Below are 18,644 nucleotides of genomic sequence, written 5' to 3' on the forward strand. Positions count from 1 at the left end.
CCTCTGGTCATGGAGAATAAACAACATCATCTGACAGTATAACCCGGGATCAGGGCAACAGACAGGAGCCTAAAATAAGAAAAACTGGCTTTTCCGGATGATAACGATTTTTCATGAAAGTCCGGGGCCTTTATGTAAACTTATGAGAAACTCCGCGTCCCGGTCCCGAAAAACGGTTGGATTTATTATTTGGGAAGGAGGGTTGGGGCAGGTTACGGGAGTTGAATCCGATTATTTTAAAGGACCGGCGTACTCACCGGCCGCAGGCCGGCCTTTTCGTGACAGATATGAAAAAAAATTGATCTCAAAAGCACAGACTGGTTTTTTGAAGAATTTTATATGTTCGAACCCGCGGTTTTTAGGTGGGGTCAAATTTTCAGCAAAAAGGCCTAAATCCTCTAAAAAATTTGGTTTTTCATGGAAGCACACGGAAAAAATGACGGTGGAAAGATACCATTTATGGTTTTCATTTACGGTTTTCAGTCCGCTTGAGTGAGCGGAGCGAGCGAAACGGACCCCGTGCTGTTGCACTTGCAGTGCAACTCCCAGGAAATCTTCGATTTCCTGTGATCCCGAAGCGGAACTCGGGAAGTTGATTTCTTCTATCATCGAAATCCGCTCTCTGCTATTCTTCTAAGGCTTTCTCTTGCATGCCTTTTGATGTGATATTGTTCATCTAGATATCTGGACATGAGTTTTGTTTCAAATTTAACTCTTACAGGTTCATTGGATTTCAAAATTATCCCGTCACGTATAACATTGTATGTCAGAAGGAGGGGGGAATCATTGAGTACCACAAGGTCTACATTGTTTGTTTTAAGAAGGCCTGTCAGTTCACTGATCAACTTTAAATGAAGCTTGAATGCCTCTTTTTTTTCCAGAACATTATCAAAAAGTACAGCAATATCAATATCACTTAAAATATTAGCTTCTCCCCGAACGATTGAACCGAAAAGATAGACTACTGTAACATTGTCCACTTTGGAGAAGAATTCACTCAGCTTTTGTTCCAGCTGATCAAGACTCAATTGTGTAATATCGGACTGCATATCATCAATCGCTTATGACTTTGTACGCTCCTCCGTTTATAATTTGTGTAAATTTTGCAGTTTTCCAGCCATCAGGCCGGGCTTTTCGTGACAGATATGAAATATATTTGAAATCAGAATCACATGCTGGTTTTTTGAACAATGTAATATCAGGCCAAAAAAAGGAATGAGGTCTATTGATGTGTTTTCTTTTTTTCGGACTCGTGTTTTTTAGCCTGTGTTTTGTCTTTATTTCGAACAGCCCGGCCTCCTGCGTCGGTCGTTGAGGGGGCCGGTATTTGAAATCGATTCAACAAAAAGAGCTCCGAAAAGGTTATCCCTGCTCTCCTGCAAACACTTTTCGTGCCTTTTCCCTGACCTCTTCGAAAATGTCCCGGCCTTTCGCGTCGATCCCCACAATAAGAGGCCCAAACTTTTCGACCTCCAGCACCCAGACAGCCTCAGGCATCCCCAGGTCCAGCCAGTGGACGGTTTTAACTTCTTTGATCAGCTCGGCCGCAAGGGCCGCACAGCCCCCGGTATAGGCAAGGTAAACGCAGCTATCCCTGAGGGCCTCCGTAACGTCTTTCATGCCTCCTTTTCCGATTACCGCCCGCACGGAATGGGCTTTGAGGAGAGGCGGAGTCATTTTCGACATCCTGCCGCTGGTCGTGGGGCCTGCAGATACCACTTTCCAGGCCTCTTTTTTCTTTTCCCCTTTCCCTTCTTTCTTTCCTTCTCCACCCAGCTCTCCTTCAATCTTTTTCATGAGGGGGCCACAGTGGTAGACCGCTGCTCCTTCCAGAGAAAAGGGCAGTTCTTCCCCTTTTTCCGTTATTTCGAGGATGCGGGCATGGGCCTCGTCCCGGGCGGTCAGGATTTCTCCGGTGAGGTAAACGACGTCTCCAGCCTTTAGTTTCAGGACGTCTTCCGGGCTCAGGGGAGTTTTCAGATAGTACTCCATTTATTCTTCACCTCCGAGCACGAGAGTAGCGTGCCGGTTCGCCCAGCACTGGATGTTTATGGCTACGGGAAGAGAGGCGGTGTGGCAGTGAGCTTTTTCTATGTGAACCGAGAGAGCCGTGGTGCTTCCCCCGAGGCCCATACTCCCGATTCCGAGAGCATTTACGGCCTCCAGGATTTCCTGCTCGAAGGCGTCCATGGGAGTATCAAGGTCCCGGAGCAGGGCTTTTTTGGCAAGCCGGGCAGATTTGTCAAAGGAGCCTCCGATTCCGATTCCCAGGGTAATTGGAGGACAGGGCATTCCTCCTGCGTTTATTACTGTTTCGAGTACAAAGGCTTTGATTCCCTGAACTTCGGTCGGGTTGAGCATTTTGAGAGCGCTCATGTTTTCCGAGCCTGCTCCTTTTGGGGCCACAGTGATTTTCAGGGTTTTGCCGGGCACAAAACTGTAATTGATGTCCGGGATTCCGTTTCCTGTGTTGTCCCCGTCGTTTTTGCGGGTCAGAGGGTCAACGGCGTTCGGGCGGAGCGGGATTTCTTCCGTTGCCTTCCGCACGGCGGTTTCGAGGGCGGCTTCGAGGTCGAAGTCAAGCTGGAGTTCCCTTCCAATCTCCACAAAAAAAATGATAATGCCTGTGTCCTGGCACATGGGGACGCTGTGCTTTTTCGCGATATCTATATTTTTAAGGATTGCCTGGAGCTGGGCCTTTGCAACGGGGCTTTCCTCTTTTTCGAGGGCCTTTTTCAGCTCATTTATGACATCTTCCGGAAGTTCGGTTTCCGCTTTTCTGAGGAGGTCCACAACGGACTCAATAAGGAATTCACGTTCTATCTTTGAGGACAAAAAACCACCAAAATGGATCATATAATAGAAAATCGATTTGAAAGAAGGGATTCGAATCCCTGAACGCCTGCGCAAGTAGATCTTGATTTATTGAATTTTCTAAGGTTTGCACAGGTAGACAACACTTTATCTCCGGCAGCATTCAACCAGGGACTGTTGAAACAAGCCCCCTCCTCAAAAATCTGAGTCCTCAGACGAAGGGTTTAGGGGGGTAATTGACTGCTCTTCTTCGATCCAGCCCTTTTCCATCCAGTAATTGAAATTGTGCGTCCACTCGTCTTTATTTGCAAGGATGACATACTTGAACTGTTCTCTCCAGGCTTCGTGTGCAGCATCCTGTTCCGGATATTGTCTCTTCTCTTTTATCGCTGCAACGAGGTCTTTGCCCATTTCATGTGATTTATCAATGGCTTCTTTCATTGCTGAGGGGCCTTCTGCCATTGCGCAGCCCACTCCTCCGAGGGTGTTAGCTCCGCAGTGTGCCATGTAATTATTCATGATATCAAGGACAAAATATATTTCCCCGCTGCCTGCGGTTGTCAGGGAAAAGCCGTACTTTCCTTCAAAGAGCTGTTCATGAATGACAAGAGGGCTTCTATCGAAGAAGGTTTTGAGCTGGGCTGTTACATTCGTTATGTAATTGGGACTGCTCAGGATTATACCGTCCGCATCCAGAAGTTTTTCCAGTACGAGCTGATAGTCGTCTTTTATTGAGCAGACTCCTTTTTCCTGACAGGAATTGCAGGCCTTACAGTATTTGATTTTTAATTTTGTAACATTGATTGTCTCAACTTTGGCTCCTGCTTTTGTGGCTCCGTTCAGGGCTGCATCCAGTAATTTTAATGTATTGCTTTTTTTGCCTCTAGGGCTTGACTGTATTCCGATTATCTTCATGATTTTACCTCTTTTTATTCATATAAACTTTCAAAAAAATATCTACAATACTCTATATGATAATAGCTTAAAAACCTGATCTCCCTTTTTATAAATAATAGTGAGCTAATTGATAAATAAACTGTTCAACTCATCATTTATTGTAAGTTTTATTGGCTACCTTGGTCTTGAAAATCAATATGTTTAATTGAAATTATGCCCGGGTTATTCGGTGACGATTTTTAAGGGGGCAATTGTTTATGAAGGTGAATAAATAATGTGATGTTAGGCTAAAGGAGTGAAATATGTCTCTAAGTAACAAGATATTGGATTTATTCGACAGAAATGCCCGGAAATATATGTATACTCCGATCGATTTTGACCATGTAAAAGATGCCACTTACAGTTCAGAACCACTGGAGGGAGGCAAGAATTACTTCAGGTTATGGCTCAGTGAAATGTGTCTTGCTAAAGATCGTGAATGGTTTAAGTGCTGGTATCCGGTAGTTCACTCACTAATTAGCATCCGGTTTGGAACTCAGGAGGTAAATCTTCCCTACGTTGCAGGCTCTTTAAACCTCTCGGATGTGAATTCCCGTAACCTGGATCGAGTTATTCAACTAAACTACCCCATGACCTCACTGATGCCTTTTAATGGAGGAGTCGTTGAAGTGACCGCCGGAATACTGGCAATGCAGGGGGACGATTATCTTAACCGATTTATCAAAGTAATGGGGGATTTTGCAAGTATACTGGTTGTGCCACAGTTATCCGTTGCCCTTAATGTTGCCGGACCCATTGCGACAGGAGTTGAAGAGCTTCTCGGTGCGAGTAATGGAGACCTGCATCTGGGTTTGCATCAGGCATATGTTGGAAAAGGCGGAGGCAGTACAAACACCCTGAAAGCCGGGTATATGGCAGCGATACTGGCAGAGGAAAATGAACTGGATTCAAATAAGCTATGGGTTGTGAATGACAGGCTCCGCTATGGGACCAGTGCTGATAACAGCAAGCCGTTAACCGGACGCACTTATATGCTGTTCCGGATTGAGAGTCGTGAGGAGAGAGATGACATGGACGGACTCACGAACATCAGTAAACCCTTCAATGAAGCCATAAGCGCACAGCTATTTGGTGAAGAAGAGCGGGCAAAAACTCTATTGAGGACGTCCATTGTGGCTGCTATGACCTCACCTGATCTCACCAGGGCGGATAGAAGAAGAGTAGCTCAGGCCATGAAGGACAGTTTTGATAGTGATCTAAATTTTATGACAGGAACAATCAAACGCGAAGGCCCAGCGTTTCCACTTTCGGAGCCTTTATTTTCGCTTTCACTAAGAACACTCGAATGCGGGGAACCAAAATGGGAAGGAGTCAAAGTAATTGCTGAAATCTCTAATTTAAATAGGGCAATGCAACGAGCAATGCCTGTAGAAAAAGCCCTTGCTCTCGGTGAACCAAGCTTTGAGGAGATATTTGGTAAACCCTGAGCTATAATCAGATTAAGCAAAAACAAAAAAGAATGATAAGTTGGTGCAGGATCAGGACAAATTGCACGACCTTCACGAATAAGTCATCGTAAACAACATGTCGAGTACGGTCCTGCGAAAAGCCTCATTATCAAAAAACTGTTTGAAGAATTCGGTTTCATCGTTCATACGGGATATTGCGGCCCGTCGAACAGCGTTGTCGTGCTCGATTCTGGCGTTTTGCCTGTCCGAGTTTTGCCGGGCGTTTTTGTAGGCCGGATCTTCAAGGACTGCGGTCGGCAGCTCGTCCGTGAGCAGGCGAACAATCCGGTCAGGATCCTTAAAGAGGGCCCCGAACTGGTCGTTGAAATTCCTGATGATATTGCTGAGCCGGTCGAGTTCGGGCTCTGACCTGAAGCCGCCTGAGCTTGTCGGGACCGGTTCGATCTCGGCATCCGAGTCCGGCAACTGGATTTTTACGACGGCCTGTTTTTCAACCCGGTAGCTGTCCATGTCGATGGCTTCGAGGATGCCTTTTGAAAGGTCCTCTTCCCGCGGGGCCGGAAGTTTTGGAATCAGGAAGTTGAGGAAGATCGAGAGTTTTTCCCAGTCGGTGTTTGTGTAAGGCAAAACCGAGGCCAGGAAGCTGTAGGTCCGGTTGAAAGTCTTTCCCTTGCCTTTGAAGTCAACCTGTCCGTCTTCGTCGAGCTGGTCTTTGTAGGTGGCGACGCAGGTATCGAGGAACGGGTCGAGTTTTTCCCGCTCGGCTCCTGCCAGGTAAAGTTCTACGAACTGTTCTATCTGCACCGGAGAATAGACCTGATAGCCGTCGAGGTCGGCCCTCAGGTCGTGCAGTTTGTTCGGGTCGGTTTCGTCACTGAGGGCCGTTGTGCGGTAGTAATCTGAAAAAGCGGCCTGGATAGTGTCGGTGTCGTTCATGAAGTCAAGCACAAAAACGTCGTGCTTTTTTGGGTGGGCCCTGTTCAGCCGGGAGAGGGTCTGCACCGCCTTTATGCCGGACAGGACCTTGTCCACGTACATCGTGTGCAGGAGCGGTTCGTCGTAGCCTGTCTGGAACTTGTCGGCGCAGATCAGGAAGCGGTAAGGGTCTTCTTTGATCTTTTCAGGGATCAGGTTTGAAGAAAAGCCGTTGAGGGAGGCTTCGGTAACCTTCGCCCCGCCGTAGTCGTGTTCGCCCGAGAAGGCGACAATTGCCTGGTAGGGGCTCTTCCTCTCGATAAGGTAGCTGCGGATTGCGTGATAGTACTGGATGGCACGCTTGATTCCCCCTGTCACCACCATGGCCCGGGCCTGCCCGCCGACTTTCTGGAGGTTGATAACCTGCTCGTGGAAGTGGTCTACCATAATCTCGGCTTTTAGCCGGATGGCGTAGTCGTGGCTTTCGACGTACATTCGAAGCTTCTTTTTCGCTTTTTTGGCATCGAATTCAGGGTCGTCTTCCACGGTTTTGATTAACCTGTAGTAGCTGTTAACGGGCGTGTAGTATGCCAGCACGTCCAGGATGAAGCCTTCCTGGATTGCCTGTTTCATGGTGTAGGTGTGGAAGGGCCGGTGTTTTACTTTTCCTTCTTCCTCGTAGGCCCAGCCGAAGAGTTCGAGGGTCTTGTTTTTCGGGGTTGCGGTAAAGGCGAAGTAGCTTGCGTTTGTAAGCATTTTCCGGGATTCCATCCGTTTCCGGAGGGCGTCGTTGATGATGTCTTCGGGGTCATTTCCTGAGTCATCTTTGGGTTTATCTTTGGGGTCATAAAGGGCCTCGTTCATGGCAGCCGCGGTGTTTCCCCCTTGGCTAGAGTGTGCTTCGTCTATGATGATTGCGAATTTTCGGCCCCGGTTCTCGTTTCCTATTTCGTCGAGGATGAAGGGGAATTTCTGCACGGTGGAGATGATTATCTTTTTTCCGCCTTCTATGAACTTTCGCAGGTCTCCCGAGTGTTCGGCGTGTCCGACGGTTGAGCCTACCTGGGCGAACTGCTTGATGGTGTCGCGGATCTGCTTATCGAGGATGCGTCTGTCAGTGATTACGATTATGGAGTCAAAGATCTCTTTGTTGTCTTTCTTGAGGCTGATTAGCTGGTGGGCAAGCCAGGCTATGGAGTTGCTTTTTCCGCTTCCCGCCGAGTGCTGGATCAGGTAGCGGACGCCTGCGCCGTGCTGTCCTGCGTGGGCGAGGAGCTTTCGCACGACGTCTAACTGCTGGTAACGAGGGAAGATCTGTATTTTCTTTTTCCGGGTTGTTTTCCGGTTTTTCTCCTCGACGACCTGAGCGTAATTTTCAAGGATGTCGGTGAGTCCTTCCGGGGTGAGGATTTTCTTCCAGAGGTAGTCGGTTTTGAGGCCGGTGGGGTTTGGAGGGTTTCCGGCTCCGTCGTTGTGGCCCCGGTTGAAGGGCAGGAACCAGGATTCTTTTCCTTTCAGCTGAGTGCAGAATTTTACTTCCTGATCGTCCACCGCGAAGTGGGCCATGCAGCGCCCGAATTTGAAGAGGAGTTCGTTCTGGTCCCGGTCGTTTTGATATTGCTGCACGGCATCGGTCACGGTCTGTTTTGTGAGGCTGTTCTTTAGCTCGAAGGTGGCTATGGGCAGGCCGTTGATAAAGAGGCAGAGGTCAAGGGCAAGCTGCTTTTCGTCCCGGCTGTACCTGAGCTGCCGGGTGACGCTGAAGCGGTTTAGGGCGTTTTGTTCTTCGGCTTTTGTGTTTCCGGGCGTGGGGGTTCCGTAAAAAAGGTCAAGTTCGTGGGGGCCGTTTTTTACTCCAGTTCGCAGCACGTCGATTATTCCGCGTTTGCTTATTTCCCCCTGGAGGCGGGCCAGAAACTTCTGCCGGGTGGGGCTGGCGTTTTCGAGGTCAAGGGCTCCGGTCAGTTTTGGCTGCGTGGTTTTGAGGAAAGCCGAAAGCTGCACCAGGTCCACGGCATATTCCCGGTCGTAGTCCTGCCAGCGGCCGAGTATCCAGCCGGTGCCGCCGTAGAGGGCGCTGGCTTCTCTGTATTTGTCGGGTTGCTTGGGGTTGGGTCTTGTTCCTGTCATCGCTTCGACGATCAGGGTTTCAAGGCCGTTTTCACTGGTGTCGGTTGTCATTTTTTCCTCAGAACTTTTTTAATGGGCAGGTATGCAGTGTTTTTTATGAATTTATTTCAAGGTCTCTTAACCACGGAAAAGCACGGAAGGACACGGAAACCGGCCTGATGGCCGGTAGATTGCCGGGTCTTTAAAATAATCATATTCAAAAATCATTCTGAGTAACTTTACACCTTCAAGAGCTTAATATTATTTGTTCTGTTCAGTAGCAACTTCAATGAATTTTAAAGTGTTAGCATATTTACCTGCAATTTCAGGTACTAGTGGACCAAGGCGACAGAATTTTGTCTTAATGCCCTCGATCTTTTTCTCTCTGTCATCCCAATCTTTTGTCCAGTTTACGCAATAGAGATTTAAGCCTTGTATAGCTTTTATTGGAGGTTGATATTGAACCCAGCAGGTATCATCAGTCTGGTTTTTGAAAATATACTCTGCAGATGGAGTAAGATTTACGCCAATCCAATCGGCCAACTCGTGCCACGTAGCTGCTTCATCAATCGCTTTGCCAACATATATATTATCTTCAGGATCATATTCAAATTCCCCAAAAGCTGTTGCACCACGAACTGGAATTTCCAAGTTAATCGAGCGGGGAATTATCCACTTACACAGCTTGCCATGAATATCAATAGCTATTGAGGCATCACTTTCTAAGCAAGGAGTGATTAATATAATTGTATCGGAGATGCTCCTTACCTCTACAACCTTTTCGTTATATTTTACCCTGCCACGCTGGACATTTGCCTGAATGTGGATTTCTTCTATGAATTTCTTCAGAGTGGCAATTGCATCTGTTTTCCTAACATAGACACCTTTCCATCCAAGTACATCTAAGAAAGTAATAACTCCAGTTTTGATTGACTTCTCTGTTTTACAGTAATTTTCCCATACTTTACTTGAAGGTGCATTTTTTTCAGTGATGCTTATCCAATCCGCAAGCTCCTGTAATGCGATTTGTACTTCATCTTTGGATAGACCTTTAGAAGCCGCTTGTTCCCAGAGCCACTCTAGCCAGTTATTTAGACCAATAGGGTAGTGAATTAAATCCTGTCTGAGATTTTTAAAAAGATGTGGGTCACCACCTTTGTCGCAAGAACCCCCGATGGGAGGTGAGTTCACATCCCATCCATCTTTCGTCCGCATGAAATGGTAGATATCATCATGTCCCCAGCGTCGCGAATAAACTCTGAAATCAAACATCTCCCCAATTGTTTGGTCTTGAGGATCTTTATTCGCATTTTCATCCTCAATATACGCTAGCAAATCTTCAACCGGATGTACATGCATGTAGAACTCCAGTTTTTCTGGTGGGAAACCCCGGTTCTTGATCATGTATTCGTGATGTTGTGGCGTGTGGCCGTTTGTATCGAGGGACATATGAAGTTCATGGGCATCTTTTCCCATCTCTTCAATCAGCTTCTGAACGTCATCATCCAGGCGATAGTCGGCCAACAACTTCTGAACCTTCCCCATCCGCTCCACGATTGCTTTTTGGAGATTTTTTTCTTTTTCATTCAGTTCGATTTTCATAGTTCACCTTCCTTCAGTCGTTATCCTCGATGATGTCTTCTTCCAGTTCTTCTTCTGTTGTTTCTTCCTTAAAATCTTCCTCAATCTGTATCTCTTCGGATTCTTCCGGAAGATTTGCAGCAGCCTCTCTTACGTCCAGTTTGCCGGTTACAACGTCAGCTATCAGGCGGGTGCGGTATTCTTTGAGGAGGAAAATTTCTTTTTGAGCCAGTTCTATTGGTTTATTTAGCGTCGAAAGTCTGGCATCGAGAGCAGAGACAATTGCATCCTGTTCATTGCGCGGAGGGACAGCAATCAAGAGTGATTTTATCTCACTGACATTAATTCTATTGAATGTAGATCCGACGAGCACAAGTGACAACTGCTGCTGCATTGTAGGGCTGTGCATAAAGTAGTTCAGGAAACGCCCATTCTCAGACTCAGATCGAATCAAGCACACATCTTGGCCCATGGCGAACCTCTCATCATTCGCGACGAGTGAGCATGCTCCGACGCTAACATTCCTGCAATATATAAGGTCACCTTTTTTAGGCCGCCGACCACCACCGATCAGGTGAGCGTACCATTCTTCAGTTGTTCGCTTTGATGTAGAAAGATCGAGGTCGAAGCTCTGTACTTCGCGAACACTGGCAAGAGGAATCCCCTCATCCACGAAAGGAACTGTAACATGTTTACAGTCAACAACTTCCCAGTAGCGGCGAAGTGCACCTACATCCCAACTCTCCGGTATTTCCCCCAACCATTCAACCCCTGAGTCTTTAAGCTTTACATCAGGATCGAGCCCACGGGTGACGGCGCGGTGGATTATAGCCTGCTTCTCTTCCTCCAGCAGCTTGATAAGTTTCTGTTTGGCGTGGATGTAGCGCCGGATGCGTTTGTCGATGTAGTCAAGGTAGTGGACGATGGCGGATTGTTCGCCTTCTGGAGGAATCCCAAGTTGAATTCGTTCTACCTGACTCGAAGCCAAATGTTTGACTGTTGTTGACCATGTGACGTCATTTATCAACTTGAGTGGAATTGGAAGTAAATAGAGCAAAAAACGAGTTGTGATTGGTGAGTGCCCGCGAACACAGCACATTCTTTGGTTTAGTAACCCATTATCAGATCCACGCCATCTGCCTACATTAAAATCTCCATCCATTCCGATGAGTACTTCACCGGGTTTAACACAAGCAGTTTCTACAAATGGTCCATCAAATAGAAAAGTTGTCTGTGATTTGTTCAAGTCACGTATACGGATTAATGGGTAGCCCTTAGAGATGGAAAAGCGGCTTGAATCAAATGGATAGCCATTGATGATGAGGGCCACATCTCGGATCTTGCCAAAATTCCAGTGTTCCGGCATTTCTCCCAGCCATTCCACGCCTGAGTCCTTATATGCCGAATAGGGCCTGAGATCATGAATCATGATTCAATCCCTCCCGCACCGTACTTATGTAATTTTTCAGTAATACGCAGGCCGGTAATTTGTGGGTTGAATTGTCGCCTCAATGCGGCGACAATTTTTTTATTAAATTTTTGCAATACTCGTAATGTATTTTTCGTTCCAGATTGTCTCCGCAGTGCGTAGACAATTTCTTCTTTAATATAATTTAATATTTGCAATGTTTTTTTCATTCCAGATTGTCGTGACAGTGTCACGACAATTCCCTTTCCACCACCTGCAAGCTTCATTTTTCCCTTCTCCCAATAATTTCATCCAGCAGGCCCCCGGTTTCTTTTTCCAGCGCAAAAATATCTTCACGGATTTCCTCAAGGGTACGCATCGGTTTTGCTTTGTAGAAATAGCGAGTGAAACTGATCTCGTAGCCGGTTTTTACGCTGGCTTCGTCAATCCAGGCGTCTGGGGCGTGGGGGAGCACTTCACGGCGGATAAAGGCCTCGATTCCTCCGGCTTCGAGCAGGGGAACCTGTTCGGTATCCCGGAGTTCAGTGTCAGGCTCGTACTCTACAACGCAGAGTTTTCCATCTACCGTGGCCTCGAAAAGGCCCCTCAGAGGATCGGCTTCGGCTTTGCCGGCTTTGTGGATTTTCTTGATAAGCGGGACGGCGGTTTCGGCTTTTCGGGCCAGTTTGTCCTTTAGGAATTTGAGCCGTTTGGCGCTGAGCTTGACCCCGGCTTTCCCGGCCAGGGTTTTAAAGGAGGCGAGGAAGGCATTGAAATCGCTGTGTGGGCCGGCCCCGAGTTTTTCGGCGGCTTTTTCCACAAGGGCTGCAAGCTGCTCTTCCCCGGCTTCCGAACAGGTCTCGCGGAAAGCGGCGCAGGCAGCGGGGTTCAGGTCCACGGAAAGGCGAACCGGTCTCTCAACGGTCACCTTCCGGTAGCCGAAAGCGGCATTCGGGAAGACCTTTGATTGCTCGGACTCCTCAAAGGCCAGGAAAGTCTCGCAGATCTTTTGGATATCTTCTTCGGACAGTTCGCAGTTCTTCTTGCCCAGGTTCTTGCGAAGTGGCCTGTACCACTGTGTGGCGTCTATTAACTGCACTTTTCCCTGGCGGTGCTCGGGTTTGCGGTTGGAAAGTACCCAGATGTAGGTCGCAATGCCCGTATTGTAAAACATGTTCAGGGGAAGGGCCACGATGGCTTCCAGCCAGTCGTTTTCAATGATCCAGCGGCGGATATTGCTTTCTCCCTGGCCCGCGTCTCCTGTGAAAAGGGAAGAGCCATTGTGGACCTCAGCAATCCGGCTGCCGAGTTTTGTCTCGTGCTTCATTTTCGAAAGCATGTTGGCCAGGAAGAGCATCTGGCCGTCGCTTGAACGGGTAAGCAGCGAGTACTCGGAGTCTCCTGCGTGCTCCACCACGAAACGGGGGTCTTTGATCCCGTCTTTTCCGCCCATGCGTTCAAGGTCGCTCTTCCAGCTCTTCCCGTAAGGCGGATTCGAGAGCATGAAATCAAACTCATGCGCCGGGAAAGCGTCATTTGAAAGAGTCGAATACTCCGGGCCGCCCACAAGGTTGTCGGCTTCGTCTCCTTCCCCTTTGAGGAGGAGGTCGGCTTTTGCTATGGCGTAGGTCTCGGCGTTGATTTCCTGGCCGTAGAGGTGGGTTGCAACCTGTTTTCCGCGTTTCTCCGAAAGCTCTCTCAGTTCTTCTTCGGCCACTGTCAGCATCCCGCCGGTCCCGCAGGCCCCGTCGTAGAGCAGGTAGGAGCTTGATTCGATCCGGTCGGCGATGGGCAGGAAAATTAGCCGGGCCATGAGTTTCACGGCGTCTCTGGGGGTCCAGTGCTCGCCCGCTTCCTCGTTGTTATCTTCATTAAAACGTCTAACAAGCTCCTCAAAAATCGTGCCCATGGCGTGATTATCGAGGCCTGGTTGCTTCACCGAGTCGTCGCCGTTCATCACCGGCTTCGGGCTCAGGTTGATTGAGGGGTCAAGTAACTTTTCGATAAGTTTGCCCAGAGCGTCGGCTTTTGAAAGGCGGGGGATCTGGTTTCGGAACTCAAAATTTTCGAGGATCTCCTGGACGTTTGGAGAAAAACCGTCAAGGTAGGCTTCAAAGTCGGCCTTTAACTGTTGCTGGCTTGCGCGGGAACGGAGGTCTCGCAGGGTGAACTTCGAGGTGTTGTAAAAAGCCTGTTCTGCGGCCTGGCGCAGGGGCTGGTCCTGATTTGTGATGCCATTATTGTCGAGCCTGGCCTTCATTTCGAGAACGGCCTCTTTGGTTGGCTCAAGAACCGCATCCAGGCGCCGCAGGACGGTCATTGGCAGGATTACATCCCGGTACTTGCCACGGACGTAGAGGTCTCGCAGCACGTCGTCCGCAATACCCCAGATGAAATTGGAAATCCAGTTAACGTTATTTTCACTCATTTTGTAACCCTGAGACGTTTTCTTAATCATCTACATTGATTATTATTCTTAGAAGATTTTCTGTTCAAGTATCTCGGTGAGTCTTTTTAACTCTTGCTCTTCTTTTACAACTTTCTATATTTAAAATCGGTTTCTCGAAAAGAATATCTAAACGCGCCACCAATATCAAAGAATATGTCCTCTGAAAAGAAGAACAATGAAGGTGCCAGAGACAGGATCCTGAAGCTGTACACTCTGGAAGTCTATCTGATCGAAGGCCCGTTTATTGAAGAGGTCGATGGGGTGACTATTTCCCACATCATCCAGATCCGGGGAGATCAGAACCTGGTGAGTCTCCACAGTATCATCTACAGGGCCTTCGATCGCTACGACGAACATCTCTATGAGTTTTTATTGGGGGAAGGGCCGGATGACAGGTCTGCCATTTATTCTCTGCCCATGGATTCGCCGATTCCGGGGTTTGAGGAGAAGATGGCGGGGGACGTCCGCAGCACAACCCTCGATTCCCTGGGCCTTGAACCTGGCCGGGCTTTTGGATATGAATTCGATTTCGGGGCCGGCTGGCTGCATCAGATAGACGTAATAGCCATTGAGGATTCTCCGGGAAAAGGAACGTTTCCGAAAATTATAGAAAATGTGGGCAAAAACCCACCACAGTACCCGGATGATGAGGATTAATAAACAGGTTCAATTGGAATCAAAAGAGTGAGTGAACGTAAAAAAGAATAATAAGTTAGTGCGAGGGAAGGGAGTCGAACCCTTGAACCCCTGCGGGAATGGATCTTGAGCCCATCGCCTTTAACCACTCGGCAACCCTCGCAAGATGTCGGTTTTTATTTTCAATATAAACTTGTTTACTCCCGCTCTGAGAGCCAACAATTAACTAACAGCAGAACTAGCATATAAAACTAATCCTGTCAATAACCCTCTACCTGTCAACTACCCCACGCTGAAGCAGTGGGGCTTGTATAAGCCCTGGTTGACCAGCCTAAGTCTTAATTGACTACGTTAGAAATGTCATGATACCTGCAAATGCTTCCTCAGTTTGCAGCTCTATCGTGTAGTATTAAAAGTCCTGGGAGGTAGGGACGGTGTACTACGCATGACAAGCATTTCCAACATTGGCGAGGGGAGACAATTTAAAAAATTGCGTTACCTGCTGAGGAAATTCGTTTCCAATGCAGAGAGGAGAAATCCAAACATGGTCTTTGTACTGAACAAAAACAAAGAGCCTTTAAGCCCCTGTCATGAAGCAGTTGCAAGAAAACTGCTTAAAGCGGGAAAAGCGGTTATTCACAAAAAATATCCCTTTACAATCCGACTCAAAGAGCTGAAAGAGTTTAAGGACAATTCAGAATTTCGGCTCAAAATAGATTACGCAAGCCGTCATACTGGCCTTGCTATCCTGAATGGTTCAACGGTAGTCTGGACGGCCCAACTGCATCACAAGACAGGAATTAAAACGAAACTTGATGACAGAAGAGCAATGAGAAAAACCCGAAGAAACCGCAAAACCAGATACAGAAAACCGAGGTTCATGAACCGTAAAAGAAGGGAAGGCTGGCTGCCTCCATCCCTGCAAAGCCGTGTAGATAACATAGAAAATTGGGCCAATAGGCTCAGAAAACTCTGCCCACTGACACATATTTCCTATGAAAACTGTAAGTTTGATACTCAACTCATGCAAAACCCTGAGATAAGTGGAATTGAGTATCAGCAGGGAGAGCTGCAAGGTTATGAGGTCCGGGAATACCTGCTTGAAAAATTTGGTAGAAAATGTGTGTACTGTGGAGCTGAAAACGTTCCTTTGCAAATTGAGCATATTATTCCTAAAAGTAGAGACGGCTCAAGCAGGATTTCGAACCTAACTTTAGCTTGCAGAGAATGCAACCAGAAGAAAGGAAGTAAAACAGCAGAAGAATTTGGACATCCTGAAGTGCATAACCTGGTCAAAAAGCCGCTTAAAGATGTTGCAATCGTAACTGCTACCAGATGGAAGGTTTTTGAAGTTTTGAATAAAACGGGCCTTCCTGTAGAATGCGGTACAGGTGCAAGAACGAAAATGAACAGGATCAGGGCCGGAATGCCAAAAGATCATCATATTGATGCTGTTTTTGTAGGAAAATCCACACCGGAAACAATCAGGTTTGCAACAAACAGAGTACTGCATATCAGAGCAAAGGGAAGAGGACAGTACAAAAGAACAAATCTCGATAAGTACGGCTTTCCACGCTCATATCTGCCCCGGCAAAAAATCTTTTTCGGATTTCAAACTGGCGATACAGCCAAAGCTGTTGTACCCAGAGGTAAGTATAAAGGAATCTGGTTTGGCTCCGTTGCTTGTAGGAAATCTGGCAGTTTTGACATTAAGAACAAGGAAGGAAAAAGAATTGCACAAGGAATTAACCAAAAATACTTCAAAGTGGTACAGAGAGGAGATGGCTACGAATATTCGGCAGAGGAGTACGGCATTCCTCCCGGCGCTAAAGCAACCGGGCTTCCTGCCTGTTGATCCGTGACGAAAGCTCTTATTTTCAGAACTCCCAGTAATATATATGGTAATTAACAATTAAATTAAATAATTATAATCTATAATTATCATTAATATCTATTATAAATATGGGTGCTGTTTATAAAACAGAATCTATCCACCTGAAAGATTGAAGTGTGTATATATATTCATGTTAATATAACATATCGTTTATAATTAGTGTTTCCGTTGCACCAGTATTTTAGCACATAAGGTTGTTGGTTTATAAGTAAATAATAACTATAAGTTTAATAAATCAATAACTACATGACCCCTGAAAGTTAAAAACTATTTATAGCAAATAGTATTATCCATAGCAAACACTCATTATTTATCCCAAAACTTCCGGAGAATTTCTTTGAGTCTCACAAGTATTATCTCTTCGAACGGTTCGAACATCACACTGGTAGTCATTCTGCTCTACTGGGGCCTCGTTTCCATTCTTGATAAAAAAGGCATCCTCGAAAAGTACAATATCAGCACCTGGGGCCCGCTTCCCATCCTGATGATCAGGACCACGAGAGGGCTCAAACTACTTGATGTCCTGGCCCGGCCGAAAAAGTACTGGCGGTACTTTGCAAACCTGGGCATCCTGCTTATGTTTGTGGGAATGATCGCGATGTTTCTGGTAATCGTACTCTCGGACATTGCGATGTACACATCCTTTCAGAACAACGCTGTTCCGGAACCCGGCAAATACAACGCCGCCCGAAACATCCTTTTGATCCCCGGCGTCAACGAATTCATCCCCTTTACCTGGGGAGTTATCGCTCTGATCGTGACCCTCGTGGTGCATGAATTTTCTCATGCGATCCTCTGCAGGGTCGAGGGCATCCGGGTTAAGTCCATGGGCATATTGCTTGCCCTTGTTCCCATAGGCGGCTTTGCGGAACCGGATGAAGAAGAGCTTTTCGGGAAAAAGGAAGAACCTGAAAGGAAGCTGGAAGAACCGGGCTTAACCGCCACAATCGACGAAATTAAAGCCTGGGAAAAGCAAAAGCAGGAACTGGAAAAAGAGGTGCAGGAAGGGCCACAGGAATTGGAACAGGAAAGGCCGCAGGAAAGGCCGCAGGAAAAGGAAACAGAGTCTAAAACCGGAGCCGGCGACGAAGATAAACCCAAAAAATCCGCCACCCGCACTCAGCGGTCCCGCATCCTGGCCGCAGGGGTAATGGCCAACTTCTTCGTGGCCTTCATAGCTTTCGCCCTTTTCTTTGGGCCCGTACTCGGAGGAATCGCTCCCCTCAGTGACGCCATGATCGTCAATGTCACTGAAGGATCTCCGGCCGACCTTGTGGGGCTTGATGCAAATATGGTCATCACCCGCATAGATGATACCGATATAAGCAACGCAAGAGAACTGCTCCTCTACCTCGACGGAGTCAAGCCGGGCGATCCTGTAAAGCTCCAGGCCGCAAAGGAAGGGCAGGTTTCGACCTACGAATTTGAGGCTATCACCCCTCCCGAAGACCTCCTGAGCGGCTTGACTGTAAGAGTGGTACCTGACGGCCCCTCGGATCTCGCAGGCATTGAAGACGGTATGATGATGTTCCGGATCGATGACGCGAAAATCCGGAGTGAGGCAGACTTCGTGGCTTTCATGGACACAACGGAAGCCAACCAGACTATCCGGGTCGAACTTTATCCTCAGGAAGGCTACAGCGGAGAACTTACGGAAAACGGGACCGTCGTGTTCGATGTGTTTCTGACTCCGCACCCACAATCCGAAGGCAGGGGCTTCCTTGGCATCTACCTCGGGACCACAGGTGGCATCCAGTGCCCTGTGCTCGGGATAGCAATCGGAGAGTACCCCGCAGAACTCTATCTTGAAACTCTCAAAAAAATCCCCTCCATGCTGAACGGGCCCACGGGCTGGCTGATCCTTTTCGGGCTTCCCATCATGGGCCTGACAGGCGAAGGCTTCCGGGGTTTTTCCGGCATGATCCTCCAGTTTTACCAGCCCGCAGGCTGGGCCGAACCCTTTGGGATCTGGGTCTTCTGGATTGCAAACACCCTGCTCTGGATTGGCTGGCTGAACTTCTACGTGGGCCTTTTCAACTGCCTCCCCGCAATCCCGCTGGATGGAGGACATGTGTTCAGGGACTACACCTATTCCCTTATATACAGGATTACCGGGAATGAACAAACCTCGAGCAGAGTCTCCAATTCCATTGCCGCAAGCTTTACGCTCCTGATAATGATCTCGTTTGTCTTCATGATGCTCGGGCCATTTGTTGGGCAGTGGCTGCAATAAGCCGGCTAATTAATTTTTGCTGTGGGATAAATCTTTTGGGAGATAAGGGGCCGGAGGATCCATTTCTCCGGGGAATCCTTTTTTGGGCCTGAAGCCAGGTTTCCAGCTCAAATTATCTTTTTCCCGGTTCCGGTTCACGGAGGGGGTCGAAATACGAGTTTTTCAGCGATACTTCCTTAAATATCTAAGTCAATAATGGGGAGTATTCATTTTAATGCTTTAATCTGTCCCGGGATAAT

The 18,644-nt window shown here is 47.6% G+C and carries 13 protein-coding genes and 1 tRNA gene; 4 read left to right on the top strand and 10 right to left on the bottom strand.

Annotated elements, in window-relative coordinates:
• Positions 1–605: 605 nt before the first annotated feature.
• The 4 genes from mntA to ACZ5QV_RS14520 form a co-directional block, all read right to left on the bottom strand.
• Positions 606–1,028, bottom strand: a complete 423-nt coding sequence (mntA, locus tag ACZ5QV_RS14505; protein ID WP_464600478.1) for a type VII toxin-antitoxin system MntA family adenylyltransferase antitoxin — start codon at positions 1,026–1,028, stop codon at positions 606–608.
• 334 nt (positions 1,029–1,362) lie between these two features.
• Complete coding sequence (locus tag ACZ5QV_RS14510) at positions 1,363–1,992, bottom strand: FumA C-terminus/TtdB family hydratase beta subunit (RefSeq protein ID WP_464600479.1); 630 nt, start codon at positions 1,990–1,992, stop codon at positions 1,363–1,365.
• Positions 1,993–2,835: a fumarate hydratase gene (locus ACZ5QV_RS14515; protein WP_464600480.1), complete on the bottom strand. Its 843-nt coding sequence runs from the start codon at positions 2,833–2,835 to the stop codon at positions 1,993–1,995. It lies immediately after the preceding gene.
• 174 nt (positions 2,836–3,009) lie between these two features.
• On the bottom strand, positions 3,010–3,729 hold the full coding sequence (locus tag ACZ5QV_RS14520) for a flavodoxin family protein (RefSeq protein ID WP_464600481.1): 720 nt from the start codon (positions 3,727–3,729) through the stop codon (positions 3,010–3,012).
• 284 nt (positions 3,730–4,013) lie between these two features.
• Between ACZ5QV_RS14520 and ACZ5QV_RS14525 the strand changes: the two genes are divergently transcribed.
• On the top strand, positions 4,014–5,198 hold the full coding sequence (locus tag ACZ5QV_RS14525) for a hypothetical protein (protein WP_464600482.1): 1,185 nt from the start codon (positions 4,014–4,016) through the stop codon (positions 5,196–5,198).
• Positions 5,199–5,270: 72 nt separating this feature from the next.
• Here the strand turns inward: ACZ5QV_RS14525 and ACZ5QV_RS14530 are convergent, their stop codons facing one another.
• From ACZ5QV_RS14530 to ACZ5QV_RS14550, 5 genes are all read right to left on the bottom strand, one after another.
• Positions 5,271–8,276, bottom strand: coding sequence for a type I restriction endonuclease subunit R (locus ACZ5QV_RS14530; protein WP_464600483.1), 3,006 nt, complete (start codon positions 8,274–8,276; stop codon positions 5,271–5,273).
• 189 nt (positions 8,277–8,465) lie between these two features.
• Entirely contained in the window at positions 8,466–9,806 is a 1,341-nt protein-coding gene (locus ACZ5QV_RS14535) for a hypothetical protein (RefSeq protein ID WP_464600484.1), read from the bottom strand.
• 13 nt (positions 9,807–9,819) lie between these two features.
• A complete protein-coding gene (locus ACZ5QV_RS14540) occupies positions 9,820–11,214 on the bottom strand; it encodes a restriction endonuclease subunit S (protein WP_464600485.1) in 1,395 nt (464 codons plus the stop codon).
• Positions 11,211–11,480 (bottom strand): hypothetical protein, encoded by a 270-nt coding sequence (locus tag ACZ5QV_RS14545; protein ID WP_464600486.1) that lies wholly within the window; start codon positions 11,478–11,480, stop codon positions 11,211–11,213. Before ACZ5QV_RS14545 ends, ACZ5QV_RS14540 begins: the two co-directional genes overlap by 4 nt.
• Positions 11,477–13,621: a type I restriction-modification system subunit M gene (locus tag ACZ5QV_RS14550; RefSeq protein ID WP_464600487.1), complete on the bottom strand. Its 2,145-nt coding sequence runs from the start codon at positions 13,619–13,621 to the stop codon at positions 11,477–11,479. Before ACZ5QV_RS14550 ends, ACZ5QV_RS14545 begins: the two co-directional genes overlap by 4 nt.
• Before the next feature lie 174 nt (positions 13,622–13,795).
• Here ACZ5QV_RS14550 and ACZ5QV_RS14555 point away from each other — a divergent pair, with 174 nt between their 5' ends.
• Complete coding sequence (locus ACZ5QV_RS14555; protein ID WP_464600488.1) at positions 13,796–14,299, top strand: IS1096 element passenger TnpR family protein; 504 nt, start codon at positions 13,796–13,798, stop codon at positions 14,297–14,299.
• A 59-nt stretch (positions 14,300–14,358) separates the two neighbouring features.
• On the opposite strand, the gene ACZ5QV_RS14560 is transcribed toward ACZ5QV_RS14555, so the two are convergent.
• Positions 14,359–14,441 (bottom strand) — tRNA-Leu (locus ACZ5QV_RS14560).
• Between the two features lie 282 nt (positions 14,442–14,723).
• Between ACZ5QV_RS14560 and iscB the strand changes: the two genes are divergently transcribed.
• Together iscB and ACZ5QV_RS14570 are read left to right on the top strand one after the other, a co-directional pair.
• Positions 14,724–16,133, top strand: a complete 1,410-nt coding sequence (gene iscB, locus ACZ5QV_RS14565; RefSeq protein WP_464600489.1) for an RNA-guided endonuclease IscB — start codon at positions 14,724–14,726, stop codon at positions 16,131–16,133.
• A gap of 376 nt (positions 16,134–16,509) precedes the next feature.
• Positions 16,510–18,405 (top strand): site-2 protease family protein, encoded by a 1,896-nt coding sequence (locus ACZ5QV_RS14570; protein ID WP_464600490.1) that lies wholly within the window; start codon positions 16,510–16,512, stop codon positions 18,403–18,405.
• The last annotated feature ends 239 nt before the right edge of the window (positions 18,406–18,644 follow it).

It is taken from the genome of Methanosarcina baltica (assembly GCF_055394095.1).